The sequence below is a fragment of the Sphingobacterium sp. KH_072 genome (genome assembly GCF_057837975.1).
This window is the reverse complement of record NZ_CM174457.1, coordinates 1,361,157-1,375,499: the sequence shown is the minus strand read 5'-3', so window position 1 is coordinate 1,375,499 and position 14,343 is coordinate 1,361,157. Positions and strand designations below refer to the sequence as shown.

At 40.0% G+C, this 14,343-nt stretch carries 14 protein-coding genes; 6 read left to right on the top strand and 8 right to left on the bottom strand.

The window, feature by feature from the left end:
- The first annotated feature begins 283 nt into the window (after positions 1-283).
- From AC3IRT_RS06380 to AC3IRT_RS06370, 3 genes are read left to right on the top strand one after another with little or no spacing between them, the layout of a single operon-like run.
- Entirely contained in the window at positions 284-3,358 is a 3,075-nt protein-coding gene (locus AC3IRT_RS06380; protein ID WP_489395578.1) for a SusC/RagA family TonB-linked outer membrane protein, read from the top strand.
- A 13-nt stretch (positions 3,359-3,371) separates the two neighbouring features.
- Positions 3,372-4,829, top strand: coding sequence for a RagB/SusD family nutrient uptake outer membrane protein (locus AC3IRT_RS06375; protein WP_489395577.1), 1,458 nt, complete (start codon positions 3,372-3,374; stop codon positions 4,827-4,829).
- Between the two features lie 22 nt (positions 4,830-4,851).
- A complete protein-coding gene (locus AC3IRT_RS06370) occupies positions 4,852-5,400 on the top strand; it encodes a hypothetical protein (RefSeq protein ID WP_489395576.1) in 549 nt (182 codons plus the stop codon).
- 700 nt (positions 5,401-6,100) lie between these two features.
- On the opposite strand, the gene AC3IRT_RS06365 is transcribed toward AC3IRT_RS06370, so the two are convergent.
- From AC3IRT_RS06365 to istB, 5 genes are all read right to left on the bottom strand, one after another.
- A complete protein-coding gene (locus AC3IRT_RS06365; RefSeq protein ID WP_489395575.1) occupies positions 6,101-6,772 on the bottom strand; it encodes a hypothetical protein in 672 nt (223 codons plus the stop codon).
- 11 nt (positions 6,773-6,783) lie between these two features.
- A complete protein-coding gene (locus AC3IRT_RS06360; RefSeq protein ID WP_489395574.1) occupies positions 6,784-7,308 on the bottom strand; it encodes a DinB family protein in 525 nt (174 codons plus the stop codon).
- 18 nt (positions 7,309-7,326) lie between these two features.
- Positions 7,327-7,977 (bottom strand): NADPH-dependent F420 reductase, encoded by a 651-nt coding sequence (locus AC3IRT_RS06355; RefSeq protein ID WP_489395573.1) that lies wholly within the window; start codon positions 7,975-7,977, stop codon positions 7,327-7,329.
- A 126-nt stretch (positions 7,978-8,103) separates the two neighbouring features.
- Positions 8,104-8,667, bottom strand: a complete 564-nt coding sequence (locus AC3IRT_RS06350; protein ID WP_489395572.1) for a Crp/Fnr family transcriptional regulator — start codon at positions 8,665-8,667, stop codon at positions 8,104-8,106.
- A 172-nt stretch (positions 8,668-8,839) separates the two neighbouring features.
- Complete coding sequence (gene istB / locus AC3IRT_RS06345) at positions 8,840-9,421, bottom strand: IS21-like element helper ATPase IstB (RefSeq protein WP_489395571.1); 582 nt, start codon at positions 9,419-9,421, stop codon at positions 8,840-8,842.
- A 158-nt stretch (positions 9,422-9,579) separates the two neighbouring features.
- Here istB and AC3IRT_RS06340 point away from each other — a divergent pair, with 158 nt between their 5' ends.
- A complete protein-coding gene (locus AC3IRT_RS06340; RefSeq protein WP_489395570.1) occupies positions 9,580-9,945 on the top strand; it encodes an HIT family protein in 366 nt (121 codons plus the stop codon).
- Between the two features lie 50 nt (positions 9,946-9,995).
- Here the strand turns inward: AC3IRT_RS06340 and AC3IRT_RS06335 are convergent, their stop codons facing one another.
- A complete protein-coding gene (locus AC3IRT_RS06335) occupies positions 9,996-10,577 on the bottom strand; it encodes a DUF4142 domain-containing protein (RefSeq protein WP_489395569.1) in 582 nt (193 codons plus the stop codon).
- 555 nt (positions 10,578-11,132) lie between these two features.
- Between AC3IRT_RS06335 and AC3IRT_RS06330 the strand changes: the two genes are divergently transcribed.
- Positions 11,133-11,282 (top strand): hypothetical protein, encoded by a 150-nt coding sequence (locus tag AC3IRT_RS06330; RefSeq protein WP_489395568.1) that lies wholly within the window; start codon positions 11,133-11,135, stop codon positions 11,280-11,282.
- A 250-nt stretch (positions 11,283-11,532) separates the two neighbouring features.
- Positions 11,533-11,784, top strand: a complete 252-nt coding sequence (locus AC3IRT_RS06325; protein WP_489395567.1) for a hypothetical protein — start codon at positions 11,533-11,535, stop codon at positions 11,782-11,784.
- Between the two features lie 54 nt (positions 11,785-11,838).
- Here the strand turns inward: AC3IRT_RS06325 and AC3IRT_RS06320 are convergent, their stop codons facing one another.
- Complete coding sequence (locus AC3IRT_RS06320; protein WP_489395566.1) at positions 11,839-12,588, bottom strand: LytR/AlgR family response regulator transcription factor; 750 nt, start codon at positions 12,586-12,588, stop codon at positions 11,839-11,841.
- A gap of 4 nt (positions 12,589-12,592) precedes the next feature.
- Positions 12,593-14,230 (bottom strand): sensor histidine kinase, encoded by a 1,638-nt coding sequence (locus tag AC3IRT_RS06315; RefSeq protein WP_489395565.1) that lies wholly within the window; start codon positions 14,228-14,230, stop codon positions 12,593-12,595.
- Positions 14,231-14,343 lie beyond the last annotated feature (113 nt).

The following is a 14,343-nucleotide window of genomic DNA, read 5'->3' as shown; positions in this document are numbered from 1 at the left end:
GATATTCAGTTTATTTATCAAAAAAATACAATAATTATAATATTATACTTGACCAAATAGATTATTAAATATGTTTATGAAATATAAAAAATGATTTTTTTGTGTAATAACAAATTGTTTTATAGTAAATTTTGTATTTTTTAATCATAAAAACACTAAAAATGGTCAATACTATTTAAAATAATAACATAATGTCACGTGTTTTATATTTTTTATTTAACATTCTTTAACAAACAATGTTTTTTTTCATATAATTGCATACTATCAAACTAAACACACACCTATGAACAAAAAATTACTCACCTTTTTTGTGCTGTGTACGCTGTTATTTAGTGTATCGTACGCACAGGAATCAACCAAAAGAATTACTGGAAAGGTAATGTCGCAAGAAGATGGACGACCATTAGCTGGTGTTACAATCCTAGTAAAGAATGCACAGAATGGATTTCAAACAGATTCAGAAGGAAATTATTCTATCTCTCTACCATCCGGATCCTCTATCCTAGTTTTTCGATCCATCGGTTTTGCTGAACAAGAGGTCGCGGTAGGATCACGTAGTGTCGTAAATGTCTCATTAATGACAGACGCATCTGTCGTCTCGGAAGTCATCGTAACGGGCTATGGCCAGGAACTCAAGAAAGAAAGCTTGACTGGTGCCGTGGCTGTTTTGGGTGGAGCGGAGATTGAGGGGCTACCTACACAATCATTTGACCGGGCGATGCAAGGTCGTCTTGCGGGTGTTCAGGTAACATCAAGTGGCGGCCAACCTGGAGGAGGGCTCAACGTATCTATTCGAGGTGCGGTATCTGTAAATGGGAATGCGCAACCGCTTTACATCATAGATGGCATACAAATGAATGCAGGAGGCGTCTCCACCCAAACTACTCAAAATTTGTTTTCATTTGTCAATCAAGAAGACATCGAGTCTATTCAAGTCTTAAAAGATGCCGCGACCGCATCCATTTATGGTGCGCAAGCTGCCAACGGTGTTGTTCTTGTTACTACTAAAAAAGGTCGCGCCGGACGAACAGTGATTAAATTGGACGCACAGCAAGGGTGGCAGGAGAACCCCAACCCTTACGACTTAGCAACAGGTCCAGAGTATTACGAATTGTACAGACAGGCTTATTTCAATCAATACCTGGAAGTCACAGGTAACGGACAAGCTGGAGTTACTGCTTGGAACACGAGATTGTGGGGAAGTAATCCAAACAATTGGTTAGAACCTTCTCAAATACCCAGTATCGATTGGTACGATGCAGTATTTAGACGCGGTAAGTTGGGTCAATACAACCTTAATGTATCAGGAGGTACCGACAAAACACGTTTTTATATAGGTGGCGGTTTAAACAAGACCGAAGGAACCGTAATTGGTTCGGAATTTAATCGGGGAAATGTTCGGGTCAATTTAGATCATCAAGCCTCTGAAAGATTTTCTATCGATACAAGAATAAATCTATTCAATGCTGTTTCTTCAGGACCTTCAACTGGAAATGGTTTTTTTACCAATACCCCTTTTACTGGAGCCTTACTACTTCCTACCATCAATCCGATATACAACGAGGATGGTACCTGGAATAATAACCTTATCAATGGATATGGCTACAACATTGTTCAGGTCTTGAATGAAGAAGAACGTGAAACCAACACCTACGGGACACTTTCTTCTTTAGCATTAACGTACAAAATATTACCTGGTCTCAGTATCCGCGGTTTCGGTGGTTTTGATTTTTCTGACGCCAGAAATTATAATTATAGACCGGGCAACATACCAGCGTATGCGGGTACTGCCGGAACCGGTGCCGATAACTTTATTCGAACAGTAAACTTCAACACCTCGCTTACGGCTAATTATAGTACAATAATTGCACAAGACCACTCCATTTCTGGATTTGCTGGTGTCGAGTATAGAGATTACTCGCAAAGGCAAGTTGGCGCAGCGGCGCAGACATTTCCAAATCCACTACTTCGTCTAATCAGCCAAGCAGCTACCAATACTGGCTACACCTCAACATTTACGGGATATAAGATGGCTAGTTTTATTGCCAGCGGCTCATACGATTATCAAGGTAAGTACTTGTTTACAGGTAACTTACGTTACGATGGATCATCTCGCTTTGGGACAGACAATAAGTTCGGATTGTTTTACGGATTATCAGGAGCTTGGCGTATATCGCAAGAAGAATTTTTCAATGTGTCGGCCATCAACGAACTCAAGCTACGTGCAAGTTATGGAGTTACAGGAGATCAGGGAGCTATCGGTAATTTTTCTTCTTTAACATTATTTAATTCCCCTGGTGCTGGAGCTGCATATAATGGGCAGTCGACACTGAGACCCGCACAAATGGGGGTGCCCAATCTAACTTGGGAAGAGCTCTCTTCTGTAAATTTAGGGTTGGATTTTGGTTTGTTTAATAACCGACTTTTCGGATCTGTTGATATTTACAGAAATCACCGCAATAACATGTTACTTGCACAAGAACTCCCTACTGATGCAGGTTATAGTTCAATCACTGTTAATGCCGGTAGAGCTCGATTAGAAGGTATTGATTTAGAGTTGGGCGGTATACCTGTTAATACAGGCGGATTTAAATGGACCTCTTCTTTCAATATCGGATTTATTGACAATGAATTGCTGGCATTAAATGAACAAGCAGGCATAGAGCCTTACTTTGGTACGCCAAACATTAACACCGGTCGATACACTGTCGGTCAACGCCTAAACCAGGTGTTCACAATACCTTGGGCAGGTGTTAATCCCGCAGATGGGCGAGCCATGTATTACGATCAACAAGGCAATATAACGTATAACCCAGTCGGCGTGGATGACCGACGTCCTTACGGATCCTATGATCCTAATTTCTTTGGAGGCTGGAATAATACATTAAGCTACAAAGGAATTTCTTTAGACTTTTTGTTTCAATATCAATATGGCAATCTTGCATGGACAGATACCAATTATCCTTTAGAACTGTCTGGAGCTTATGGTTATAACTCTTTAGCCAATCAACTATATGACTCTTGGAGCCAACCTGGAGACATTGTTGGAATTCCGAGACCTTTCTATAATGGAGCTGAGCCTGGAAGTGTACCAATTACCACCTTTTCTTCTAGATGGTTACAAGATGCATCTTATATTCGTCTGAAGCAATTAACGTTAAGTTATAATTTACCAAAATCTATACTTGGAAACATTCAGGATGTTAGGGTTTTTGCGCAAGGAATGAACTTATGGACCATTACACGTTTTACTGGGGAAGATCCAGAAAATACAGCAATCAGCGCCACAAATCAGAGCCAAATGAATGTGTATCCACATCCGGTCACAGTTACATTCGGCGCATCAATCACTTTTTAATTAGCAGATTCATATGAAAAAGAAAATATTAGTATACACAACGGCTTGTATAGGCTTACTATTCTCTTCCTGCGAGAGCTGGATCGAGATCGAGCCACAAAATCAACTATCTAAAAGTGCAGTTTTTACCGATATTAGCGCCGCTCGCGCAGTACTAAATTCTGCTTATAACCGCTTTTTGCTTGCGGGTGATGGTCAATTATATGGGCGAGATTTAAAACTTATGGGTGATGCCCTCGCCGATAATATAGTAACTGATGCGGATTTAGCGGGGCAACGTTATAACTCAGTTAACCGAAATGACAATTCGGCACATTACAACATTTGGACCGTTAGCTATTCTGTCATTAATGATGTAAACGAAGTGTTGGCAAATACGCCTGCTATGTCTGTTACTCCCAGTGAGGAAGGAACGAAAAATAGTATTTTAGCGCAGGCATTTACAATACGTGCTCTTTCTTACTTTAATTTGGCTAGAGTATATGGGTACGAGCCAAACAAAATTCCAGCCACTGGATCTGGATCTGGCTTTGACCGTGCCGCTGTTATCAGATTGACCCCTACCGGAAGTTTGGAAGATGCGAGATCGATTAATCGGTCTTCCATTCTAGAGACATATCAACAGATAGAAAGTGATCTAGATGAAGCTATTTCGCTGTTTCAAAATTCTACCAATCCTACCAATTCAGTACGTTATTTTACTTTGGGCACAGCTTACGCAATCAAAGGAACACTGTACCTGTACTGGGAAAGATATGAAGATGCAATTGCAAACTTTGATTTGGCATTTGCCAACAGTTCAGCAGAGTTAACCTCTGATATTGCAACTGCCTTTAGATCTGCGACTCATCCAGAAGCATTTACGCAGCTCTGGATTGATTTTGCGACCCAGTCGCTCGGATCCAATAATTCACTCTATTCTTACACGCATGCTCCCTTATGGAATGGGATATCGACATTTGGGGGACAGACCGTCAGTCCTGAATTATATGCCTCATTCGATGATCCCAATGATGATCGCTTAGATCTCATATATGTAGACAGCAGACATCCGCAGTACCGTTGGTCGGATAAATACAACGGATCTAATGGCCTATATGCAGACAACTTGATCATTGTTCGATATGCAGATGTATTGTTAATGAAGGCAGAAGCATTGGCGGCAACTGGACGGTACGGGGAGGCAGCTACTGAGATTGTTCGTTTGCGTACAGCCCGAAATGCCTCGACTACAAGTGTGCCGACCGATGCATCTATTTTTGATTATATCAAAGTTGAACGTAATAGGGAACTTCATTTCGAAGGCGTAAGGTATTTTGATCTCAAGCGTTGGGGCAATGGTGTTAGTAAATCTGCTTCGGTTATTGGTGGAATAGGTTTCCTATCTCATGATAATCACAGATTACTTGCGCCACTTCCAGTTGCTCAGGCTGTTTTCAACCCCAATCTTCCCCAAAACCCAGGGTATTAATTTTACATTATTCTAGATAAATATGAAAAAGACAAGTTTATATATATTCGGTTTCCTTCTCCTTACTATTAGCTTGGTAGGATGTCAGGAAGAAAGAGAAATCATTTACACAGGCCCTTCTGTTGTGGAATTTAAGAACCATATATTAGGACGAAATGCAGCGTATAGACCTGCGGGGGTTTTTGCTAACGCAACTGGAACTCCGATGACGTTAGTAAGTCGCCATGTATCGGTAAACACCCGTGGTCGTGATTCTATCTTAGTACAACTGGTCGGCCCACAATCGTCATCAGATATGGTGATCAATTTTGGTGTAGGAACTTTGGATGTGCCACCGGCTCAGCAAAACACCTTGGTTCCAGCGGTCGAGGGTACGCATTTCGAGTTTGTAAATCCGAATAAGACCGTTACGATACCTGCTAATTCCTCTTCTGGATGGATATTAATTGATCCAATACCCGGCAGTACTACCGCAGGCAATCAGTACTATCTGGCACTGGATCTTTTAGGCAACGATCAGGTTTCGCCGAGCCAGAATTACAGTCGATTCACTACTTATTATCGTAATTGATCGAAAATAAAATATTCGCTCTGACAACGAGTCGCCGAAATAGCGGCTCGTTGTTGTTTTAGCAGGATTTTCATTGTGCCGGCTATCTAAATGCATGGAGTAATTATGCTAACGAAAGAGCCTTTAGGGGTTTCTGAGATAGAAATGTTACGCTTGTTTTCCCAGCAGGTTCAAGAGAGCATTAAAGGAGAGCTACACGATCGCAATGATTCGAATGTTTATGTTTATATAAACAATTCTAAGCGATTAGGAATACGGCGAGAATGATGGCTTACAATCCTTCGTTTTTTGAGACAGGTTGGTTGTGCAGGATACCTTGGTCAGGCATAATAAATGGTGTTAGCTTTGTAAATACTGAGGTAGGGTAATAATTAGTTAGATAAAAAGTAGACTTCGTAGTAAATTTTTGCATTACCTGTATTTAAATAGTGGCCAGCTTTGGCGTTATTACCGTAAGGAATTGCATCTTTTAAGATTGGTCCAGCTTGCATAAAGTATCTTGGATGCTTTAGATCCTGAGCATATAGACTGATAGAGAAGAAGCTCAGAAGTATGAGAATGATTGGTTTAATTTTTTAGATGTTTTACATTCATTATGCGTATCTGGTATATGCTTTTAAGAGTATTTTAGTGTTAAGTTCGCCCACACAAAACCCCTAACATTGATTAAATTCAATTGCATTAACTATATCCATTTGACTTAGTTGTTAATTGTTACCTTTAAATCTTTGAAAAAACCTTCTGTTCCAACCTCTACCCATAATCCAATTGAACCGGAATCAGGCTCAATTCCTTCGGGCGAATCAATATATAAAGAAGGTTGCTCAGCCCCATCAATAAAAAGCTTTTGGATATTATTTTGAAGAACAATTTTTAGGGTTATCCATTTATCCAGCTCCATATCAGCATAGGATTCATACTTTTTTGGTGCCGTTTCCCTTAGCTTATCAAATTTATAGCCTGGATAAGCATAATATTGAATAGAATTGTTTCGCCGAATTTGATCATCAGCCCTACCGTTAGTTGGACGAATGTATATACTTTCGTATTTAGTGTTGTCTTCATTTATTCGATAGGCTAGACCAATAAAGCCTCTTGCGAATTCTGGAGCCGAAGGTAGGAGTCTGCTTAGCACTTTTACTTCAATCGTGCCATTTTTGAAATTGAAGTCGGAGACTTTCGCAAAAGTAGGTTCATCTACTTTTTTCACATTTCTATTTTTCACCACTTTAAGCGCAGATTCACCTTGAATTTCTTGTATTTCGATCTTTACTAAATTTGGGGTTACGCTATAATTCTCAAATTCCTTTGTTTGGCTATTAGCAGCGGCAATATTAAATAGTATTGCCGCCGCTATAATAACAATTCTCATATCATTTCAATTTAAAATAGTTTCTCTTGAGGTGGAACTATCCCCGCTAAACGAAGATAAATAGTAGTTTGTCCGCGGTGATGAGTTTGATGCTCAAAAAGCTTTAAAAGTGCTTTTCCTTTCGTCATTTCGAAACTATCAAACAACCGGATAGAATGATCGAATTCAGAATCATCCGTAGACTCAATACTTCTAATAACGAAATCGTAACTCTCAGTAACTAATTTCGTAACTGCAGATTTTGATTTATCATTTCCTTTTTCCAAAGGGACTTCAGATAGAGGATTATCTGTACTAAGCGCCGCAGAAGTGAATCCATAATTTGCATCCGCAACATGCAGCATTTGCTCAGCAAAGGAGCGGATATCATCAGTTGGCCTCAAGCTGTATTTAGAATCTGGCATCGCTTCCAAATACTCGATTGTATACTCTTTTGCTCTTTTCCAGTCACTAATTAAATCGCCTTTAGTTGATTGTGCTCGTGCAATAGATGTACTCACAAATAATCCTATTGCTATAATTATTAAATTTTTCATATAAAAGAATTTAAAGTATTATAATTTCGATTTCGCTTCTTCCATATTTACAGGTTTACCGAGCGCTCCAAACTCATGGAGATCGCCAAATACCTCTATTCTGATGGAAGATTCTATACCGCCTACTTTTAAGGCTTCAAAGCCTAAATCGTGAATTACAGATTCTACGTCGTGATCCAATGAGCTATCATCGCTCGCATAAAACAAAACAGCTTTTTGCGGAGTTTGATAAGCAACGCTATTTAAAGAGTCGACCCCTAAAGTGCCAAGGGCTTTAACAAGGTATATCCCTTCGGGTGTGGATTGATGATTTAAGACCCCGGCAGAAAGATTTTGTTCAATGATTTTTTTAAAGCCACCATTTTCATCTGGAGCAACAGGGTTAGTGGGATCTATAACTATTTTTCCTTGCAAGTCTTTGCGGTATTCAGCTATAAAAGGGGATATTGCCTCATATGGTATTGAAAGTACTATTATTCCGGCTTCTTTGATAGCTGAGTTTATATCACTAGATTTTGCGTGATTTCCCCATTTAGCAACGTAATTAGCTGCCTTGTCCGTATTACGGTCTGCGGCAATAAATTCCCGTTGGGATTTTGATAAATTGTTTCCGATGGCTTGACCAATGTTTCCTAGACCGATTATTGCAACTTTTTGATTTGTTTTCATCTTTGTAAATTTTAGTTGAACTTTTCTTTACAAATGTCGTACAAAGTTGTACAGCCGACCAATGAACTAAATCAATAAATAAGATTGATCTTGTTTAAGATTTAACACGTTTATTGCGTAAACGACTTAGAAATTCTGGATACCTAGATAAGCAGAAATCTGTACCTGAGACAAACGATTTGCTAGGTCAGGATAATTTTCGAGAAAAGATTCATATCGTTCATCGGCTGTTGAACTAATCATCTGAAGTAACCTATTTTGCAAGGATACATAGCTATTTTCCATCAGCACTCTAAATATTCTATCAAATACAGGAGCCATGGTATATAAATTTATCAGATCTTCATAGCTTATTTGAAATACTATGGTGTCTTCGAGTGCATCTATATTTAGCGTCGAAGCTTTTCTGCCGTGAAAGCTGCCAATATCAACACTCCACCAATTTTTTACTGGAAACTGAATTATATGAATAATTCCTTTTTCATCAATCTTGTACATTCTTAAGCATCCTTGAAGAATGAAATTCATATGATTGCATTGATCTCCTTCCTGAAGAACAAATTGCTTTTTCCTGTATAATCTAGGTTTAAATAAAGTTTCGACTAACTGTATTTCTTTCTCACTGAGCTTGAGGAATTGTTCAAAATAATCGACTAGTGGTTTGACTGAATAGTTTTGTATGCTCACCATTTTATATGTAATAATGGGTAATCTATAAATTTTGAGAAAGAGCTGTTCGTTGTATATTTCGGAGAAACTGACCATGTGATTCCGTGGCAAACTGACCACCTAATTCGCTGGCGAACGAACGTTGCAAATGCTATAGAAGCGTTAACAAAAGTAGTGATTTAAAAGTTGTGTTTTATTGGAAGCTATTTTCTTGCACAGGCACCCTTTTCTTTCGCATTGATTCTCCCTTGAGTTCAATACGGTGTGCAGCATGAACAATCCTATCCAATATTGCGTCGTCAATGGTTTTTTCACCAATCACTTCATGCCATTTGCTTACCGGCAGCTGTGAGGTAATGATAAGTGAGGTCTTTGAATTTCGATCCTCGATGATCTCCATCAAAGCCACCCTGCTCTGGGCATCGAAGGGCTGTATGCCGAAATCATCTAGGATCAATAGCTGCTGTTTTTCAATTTTTCCAACCTCTTTGATATAGGAACCATCGGCCTTGGCCATTTTCAGTTTGGCAAAAAGCTTTGGCGTACTGGCATATAATACCCTGTAGCCCAGCATACATGCCTGGTATCCGATTGCCGAGGCAAGGTAGCTTTTTCCGATCCCCGTACTTCCGGTAATGAGCAGGTTTTCAAACCTTTCGATAAAAGTACAGTCTGCCAACCTCACCACCTGGTTTCTACCAATGCTCCGATCCACATGGTAGTGGAGCTCCTCTATGGAAGCTTTATAACGGAATCTGGATCTCAATCCAAACATGTTAGAAGTCAAAATAGACGAAGAATTGCAAACGCTATTCTTGCACAGCAACCTGATGCGGAAGAAAGACATTAGTTCGCCAAAAGCAATATGATTTATCCCTAAATTTATCGGTACAAAAATGGACTTCGCCGATAGAACTTGCCCCCCTTATTTTAATGAAGAATTTCACAGAAATAGCTGCCTACAAGGTACTTTATAAAGATGCACATTTCTTTATTATCGAAGAGGGTTTTCCGGTAGCACCCGGTCATTTACTCATCATTTCTAACCAACTTCGGAAAGACTTTTTCGAACTTAATGAGGAAGAAAAAGCACAGCTACCAAAAACCATTGAAGAAGCAAAAAAGCAGATAGAATTGCAGTATCAGCCTGATGACTATAACATTGGAATGAACTGTGGCGAGAGTGCCGGACAAACTGTTTTCCATTTCCATTGTCACCTCATCCCGAGATACCACGGCGATATGGAAAATCCGCGCGGTGGTGTGCGGCACGTTATTCCTACCAAAGGAAACTATTAAAGCCCCGCTATAGAGCGAGGCTTTAAAGTACATCGTGATATACGAATGACTTATTTCATATCGGAGTGCATCTTCTTCACCATCTCCAGGTGTTGTTTTACAACAGGCTCTGTTTTCGCAGCAAAATCACGCAGTTGCTGATCTTGATTGTTTTTAGCCCCATCTTCCATCACTTTGTGGGCATCTTCATGTCCTTTGACCATTGCGTCTATGTAAGCCTTATCGAAGTCCGCACCTTCCTTCTTCATCAAATCTTGTTTCTTCTGCTCGTGCGCAGCATCTAGTGAGCTCGGTACGGTTATATTTTTTTGGTCGGCAATGGATTTCAATTCTTCATTTACCTTTGTATGATCGTTGACCATCATCGTCGCAAACTCCTTGACTTTCGCATTGCTGCTCTTGTCTACCGCCAGTTTACTCATCTCTACCTCGGCCATGCCTCCTATTGCTGCTTTACGTACAAAAGCTGTGTCAGCCTGTGCTGAACTCCTTGCGTCGTCGTTCACCGTAGGTGGCGTCGTAGCCGCACCCATTGTGGTATCAGAAGTTCCATCAGTCTTGTTTGCATTGTTGTTACAAGCGGTCGCCGCTAATATAGCCGAAACCGCTAGTGGATAAATTAAGTTCTTCATAGTTTATATGTTTATATGTTTATAAATGTTTTTCTTCTGTTGTACAACGGTTTATATGTCTTTTGGTTTTAAAAGGTTTAGAACGTCAAAATCTAAAGTGATGGAATTACTGATTATAAGGCTAAACCTGATCGCCGATTCCTTGCCGCAACATTCAACATACATTTTCTAAATAATAACCATTTATAGGCGTTTAATTGTCGCTTGTAAGTATAGTTGCCATATGGTACAATACAGTACTATTACATAAAATGACTATGTGAGTTACATTAGCAATACACTAATAATACGGGAAAGGTGAAGGAGTGCCGAATCAATCGGCGATCTATAACCAATTTCTTTTGCCTCTCACAGCAGTTGAAAAGATCTATAACACCAAATCAAAAACAGGATTACAGCGTTAAAAATCTGTTAATCAGCACTAAACAACCAAAAAAAACAATAGCATAAATGGAATTAAATTACTTAACCTGCAGCTATATATATGTTTGTATCCATTGCATCTTGATAATTTTCAAGAACCGATAGTGCATAGCTAGCAAAAAGCGACAGGTTATGGCAAAACAAATAGACATATCGAAATTGATCCGAATGGTCAACCATCTTTGCTTAGCGGAAAGTGGCATCAAACGCTTCGGGTTCGGTAAGAAAAAGGGCGTGCCTCTAGAAAAGCCAAGCAAATCCGCCAGCAGCTCCATTATGTAACTAGAGAAATGGCCGGTAGATCGCTACGCACTAGGCTGCTATCCTTAGTACACCGCATACAGAAAAGCGACAGCAAAAGCTCGCGCGGTGATCGGATGTTACGAGACGAAAATGTCCCCTACTGTGTGGCTTTGAATTCAATATCAATAGCAGTCTTTCTCATCTCTTGGCAGAACGACTGATCACGCGGTTCGATCGCCATTCTGGAATGGCGACACTTATGATTCCGCCTTTCGAACCTAAACTCAGCATGAAGATGCATAAGGGTGCTACGCATATAAAATTTCGCTTCGCGGTTGCTGCACTGCCAAACACCGAAGAGCGATTGCCTCGCCCGATCATGACGGAGACGGATTACATTCCGCTCTTTGGCTATTACGAAGGAGCTGAACTGCTGGCACAGCTTCCTGCTCCCGCATCGGATGTGGTGTATTGTATTGTGGATATCGATACATCAGATCGTCCACGGCACGTATTATCCACTAGTGAATGGACTCCATAATGCACTTACCATTACGCTAGTAGATGTGCTGCCGGAAGGGGACTAAAGATTTGATCAATAAGCTCCTTTCAAAGCTTGCTTTACGACATCTTTATTCGGTTTAGAGACCGGAATTTTCTCGCCCGATAGCATAAGTAAAATACCACCATCTTCTTTAAGCCAACTTTTTACAAATTGGGGGTTGATAAGGTGACTTTGATGCGTTCTGAGAAAACCATTCGGACAGAGCATATCCGCATATTCTTTAAGCGATTTGGACACCACTATCTGCTCACCATTGGATAGGAAGAACTGCGTATAGGTATTGTCGGCTTCGCAACGAACAATGTCGGACAAGCTGACGTACCGTATTTCCTGCTGCATTTGCAATGCTATTTTGCTTAGGCTGGTATCTGGTTTTTGCAGTTGTTGGAGCAAAAAATCAAGTTGCGAGGTCTGTTTTTGCGTTGCGAGCTTCGCTCCTGCTTTATCGACCGCCTGCACCAATTCTTCGATATCGATCGGCTTCAACAAATAATCTAATGCTGCACATTTTACTGCTTGTATGGCATATTGGTCGTAAGCAGTCACAAAAATGACTTCAAAGTTGCGAGAAGGGAGATGCTGCAACACATCAAAACCAGTTTTATCGCCTAGCTGAATATCTAGAAATAAGAGGTCGGGCGCATATTTCTGCAACGCATCAATGGCATTGGATACCGTTTGCGCGGTCGCGACGATGCTCACCTGCGGACAATGATTTTCGAGCAAAGTCCGCAGATTTTCTAGATTAGAAATTTCGTCATCAATTATTAGTGCTCTCATTATGCTATAGCCAATCGGTTAAAGTCATGCTAACTACTGTGCCATCTGCAGTTGAGCTAATGTCTAAGATAACTTGATTTTCTTTATAAATACTATTTAATAGCGCGATCCTGCGCTCGCTCAATAGCAGCCCCAAACCATCGATTTTTTGATGGGTATCGAAGCCATCACCGTTATCAGTGACGGTAAATAGTAAATCGTTGGCTCGCCGTACAAATTCAATAGTGATCATGCCATCAGCTCCTTTTTGCGCCATACCATGCTTCACGGCATTCTCTACGAAAGGCTGTAGCAGCATACTGGGTATTTCAATATTGGTAATATCGACGTCATCAGCACAGTTAATGTCATATTGGAAACCAAACCGCAACTGTTCCATCTGCAAGTAATCGTCTAGCAATGCTTTTTCTTGTGCCAAGGTAATCCGTTCACGATCATTGAGCACATTACGGGTTAGTCGGGCAAATTTCGACAGGTATTTGTTCGCAAGGTCGATCTCGTTTTTGTTCATTAAATTTTGAATACCTGCTAGTGCATTGAATAGGAAATGCGGATTCAACTGAGAACGAATGGAGCTGAGCTGTAGCTTTACGGTATTCTTTTGCTGTTCCTTTTCTTCCAGCACCTTTCTATTTCTTCTTTTCGTGACTGTAAGCACAATTAAAAAGAGGAAACCAAGAAACAGTACCACAAAGAATGTATACATCAGCAGCTCTTTCTGGCTATAATTCTCCTGATCTAAGGTAATAGCGAGCGTATGTCTGGTGGTATATTTTTCGATATCTGCTGGTGTCATATTACAACCAAGGCAATTATCCCATCTTATCAATGGTTGAATAATGATTTCGTAATCGCCCGATTTTTTGAAAATGCTTTTATCGACCCTGACATAAGGCAGGAGAACGTCATATCCATCAATAATGTCAACCGTGCCACCATATTGCCAAGCTGTGGATTCGAAAATGATTCTATCTCGTTGCTTATCTTTTATGGAGATACCATACACATAGTCAATATCCGACCAGTCCTTTGTAATCGTTAATTCATCGTCCTTTTCACCAAAAGTGAGATCTGTTCTATCTTTTGGCTCTATGATGTGATCGTAGTCAACACCTCGGTCAGTCTTAAAACGTTTTGCAAGAACTTTGATCTTAGCTCTCGGAATTGGCTTTCCATAAAACACCGCTTTTTGAATAGCGAGCGGTCTTTCTATATCATAATGAATTATGGTAAATGCTTTATCTTTTATTTGGAATGTACCAAGATTTGCAGAAGCCAGCAATTCGTCTTTGAAGTCATTATCTTTCCGGATGACATCTTTCAATTGCTCTTGCTTGATCGACTGATTTACTACAAGTGGCTTATCATCTACTAAAATGGTGTATCGGTAGTTTTCTACACGATCTTGTTGTCTAAAATAATTTTGGACGGAAACATTTTCGATGTCCGGCAAAAAGTTAAAAGAAGTATTAGGCTGATTTGGAAATAGGGTAGCGTAATACACGTTCTTGGCAGCGCTATCAATATTCATATTTAATCTTCCACCGGCTAAGTAAAAGTGACTAAAATCAATGCCTTTTTGTGCATATACCGTGCTGAGCGCAACAATAAAACTGAGGAAGGTGTAGATGAGCTTTATCATAATGTTTAAGTTTGATTTTTCTCAAACTTGTCACAATTATAACAAATCTAAAACCCGAAAACAGCATAGGCCGGTATTGAAATAGTAAAGGTGCTATTCGATGGAGTATTTGA

Excerpts from the sequence above, each read along its gene's own strand:
- AC3IRT_RS06330 (WP_489395568.1), top strand. The coding sequence starts at position 11,133 with ATGGCAAAACAAATAGACATATCGAAATTGATCCGAATGGTCAACCAT.
- istB (WP_489395571.1), bottom strand. The coding sequence starts at position 9,421 with ATGTTTGGATTGAGATCCAGATTCCGTTATAAAGCTTCCATAGAGGAG.
- AC3IRT_RS06325 (WP_489395567.1), top strand. The coding sequence starts at position 11,533 with ATGAAGATGCATAAGGGTGCTACGCATATAAAATTTCGCTTCGCGGTT.
- AC3IRT_RS06360 (WP_489395574.1), bottom strand. The coding sequence starts at position 7,308 with ATGAAAAATTTAATAATTATAGCAATAGGATTATTTGTGAGTACATCT.
- AC3IRT_RS06340 (WP_489395570.1), top strand. The coding sequence starts at position 9,580 with ATGAAGAATTTCACAGAAATAGCTGCCTACAAGGTACTTTATAAAGAT.
- AC3IRT_RS06335 (WP_489395569.1), bottom strand. The coding sequence starts at position 10,577 with ATGAAGAACTTAATTTATCCACTAGCGGTTTCGGCTATATTAGCGGCG.
- AC3IRT_RS06370 (WP_489395576.1), top strand. The coding sequence starts at position 4,852 with ATGAAAAAGACAAGTTTATATATATTCGGTTTCCTTCTCCTTACTATT.
- AC3IRT_RS06365 (WP_489395575.1), bottom strand. The coding sequence starts at position 6,772 with ATGAGAATTGTTATTATAGCGGCGGCAATACTATTTAATATTGCCGCT.
- AC3IRT_RS06355 (WP_489395573.1), bottom strand. The coding sequence starts at position 7,977 with ATGAAAACAAATCAAAAAGTTGCAATAATCGGTCTAGGAAACATTGGT.
- AC3IRT_RS06375 (WP_489395577.1), top strand. The coding sequence starts at position 3,372 with ATGAAAAAGAAAATATTAGTATACACAACGGCTTGTATAGGCTTACTA.
- AC3IRT_RS06315 (WP_489395565.1), bottom strand. The coding sequence starts at position 14,230 with ATGATAAAGCTCATCTACACCTTCCTCAGTTTTATTGTTGCGCTCAGC.
- AC3IRT_RS06380 (WP_489395578.1), top strand. The coding sequence starts at position 284 with ATGAACAAAAAATTACTCACCTTTTTTGTGCTGTGTACGCTGTTATTT.
- AC3IRT_RS06350 (WP_489395572.1), bottom strand. The coding sequence starts at position 8,667 with ATGGTGAGCATACAAAACTATTCAGTCAAACCACTAGTCGATTATTTT.
- AC3IRT_RS06320 (WP_489395566.1), bottom strand. The coding sequence starts at position 12,588 with ATGAGAGCACTAATAATTGATGACGAAATTTCTAATCTAGAAAATCTG.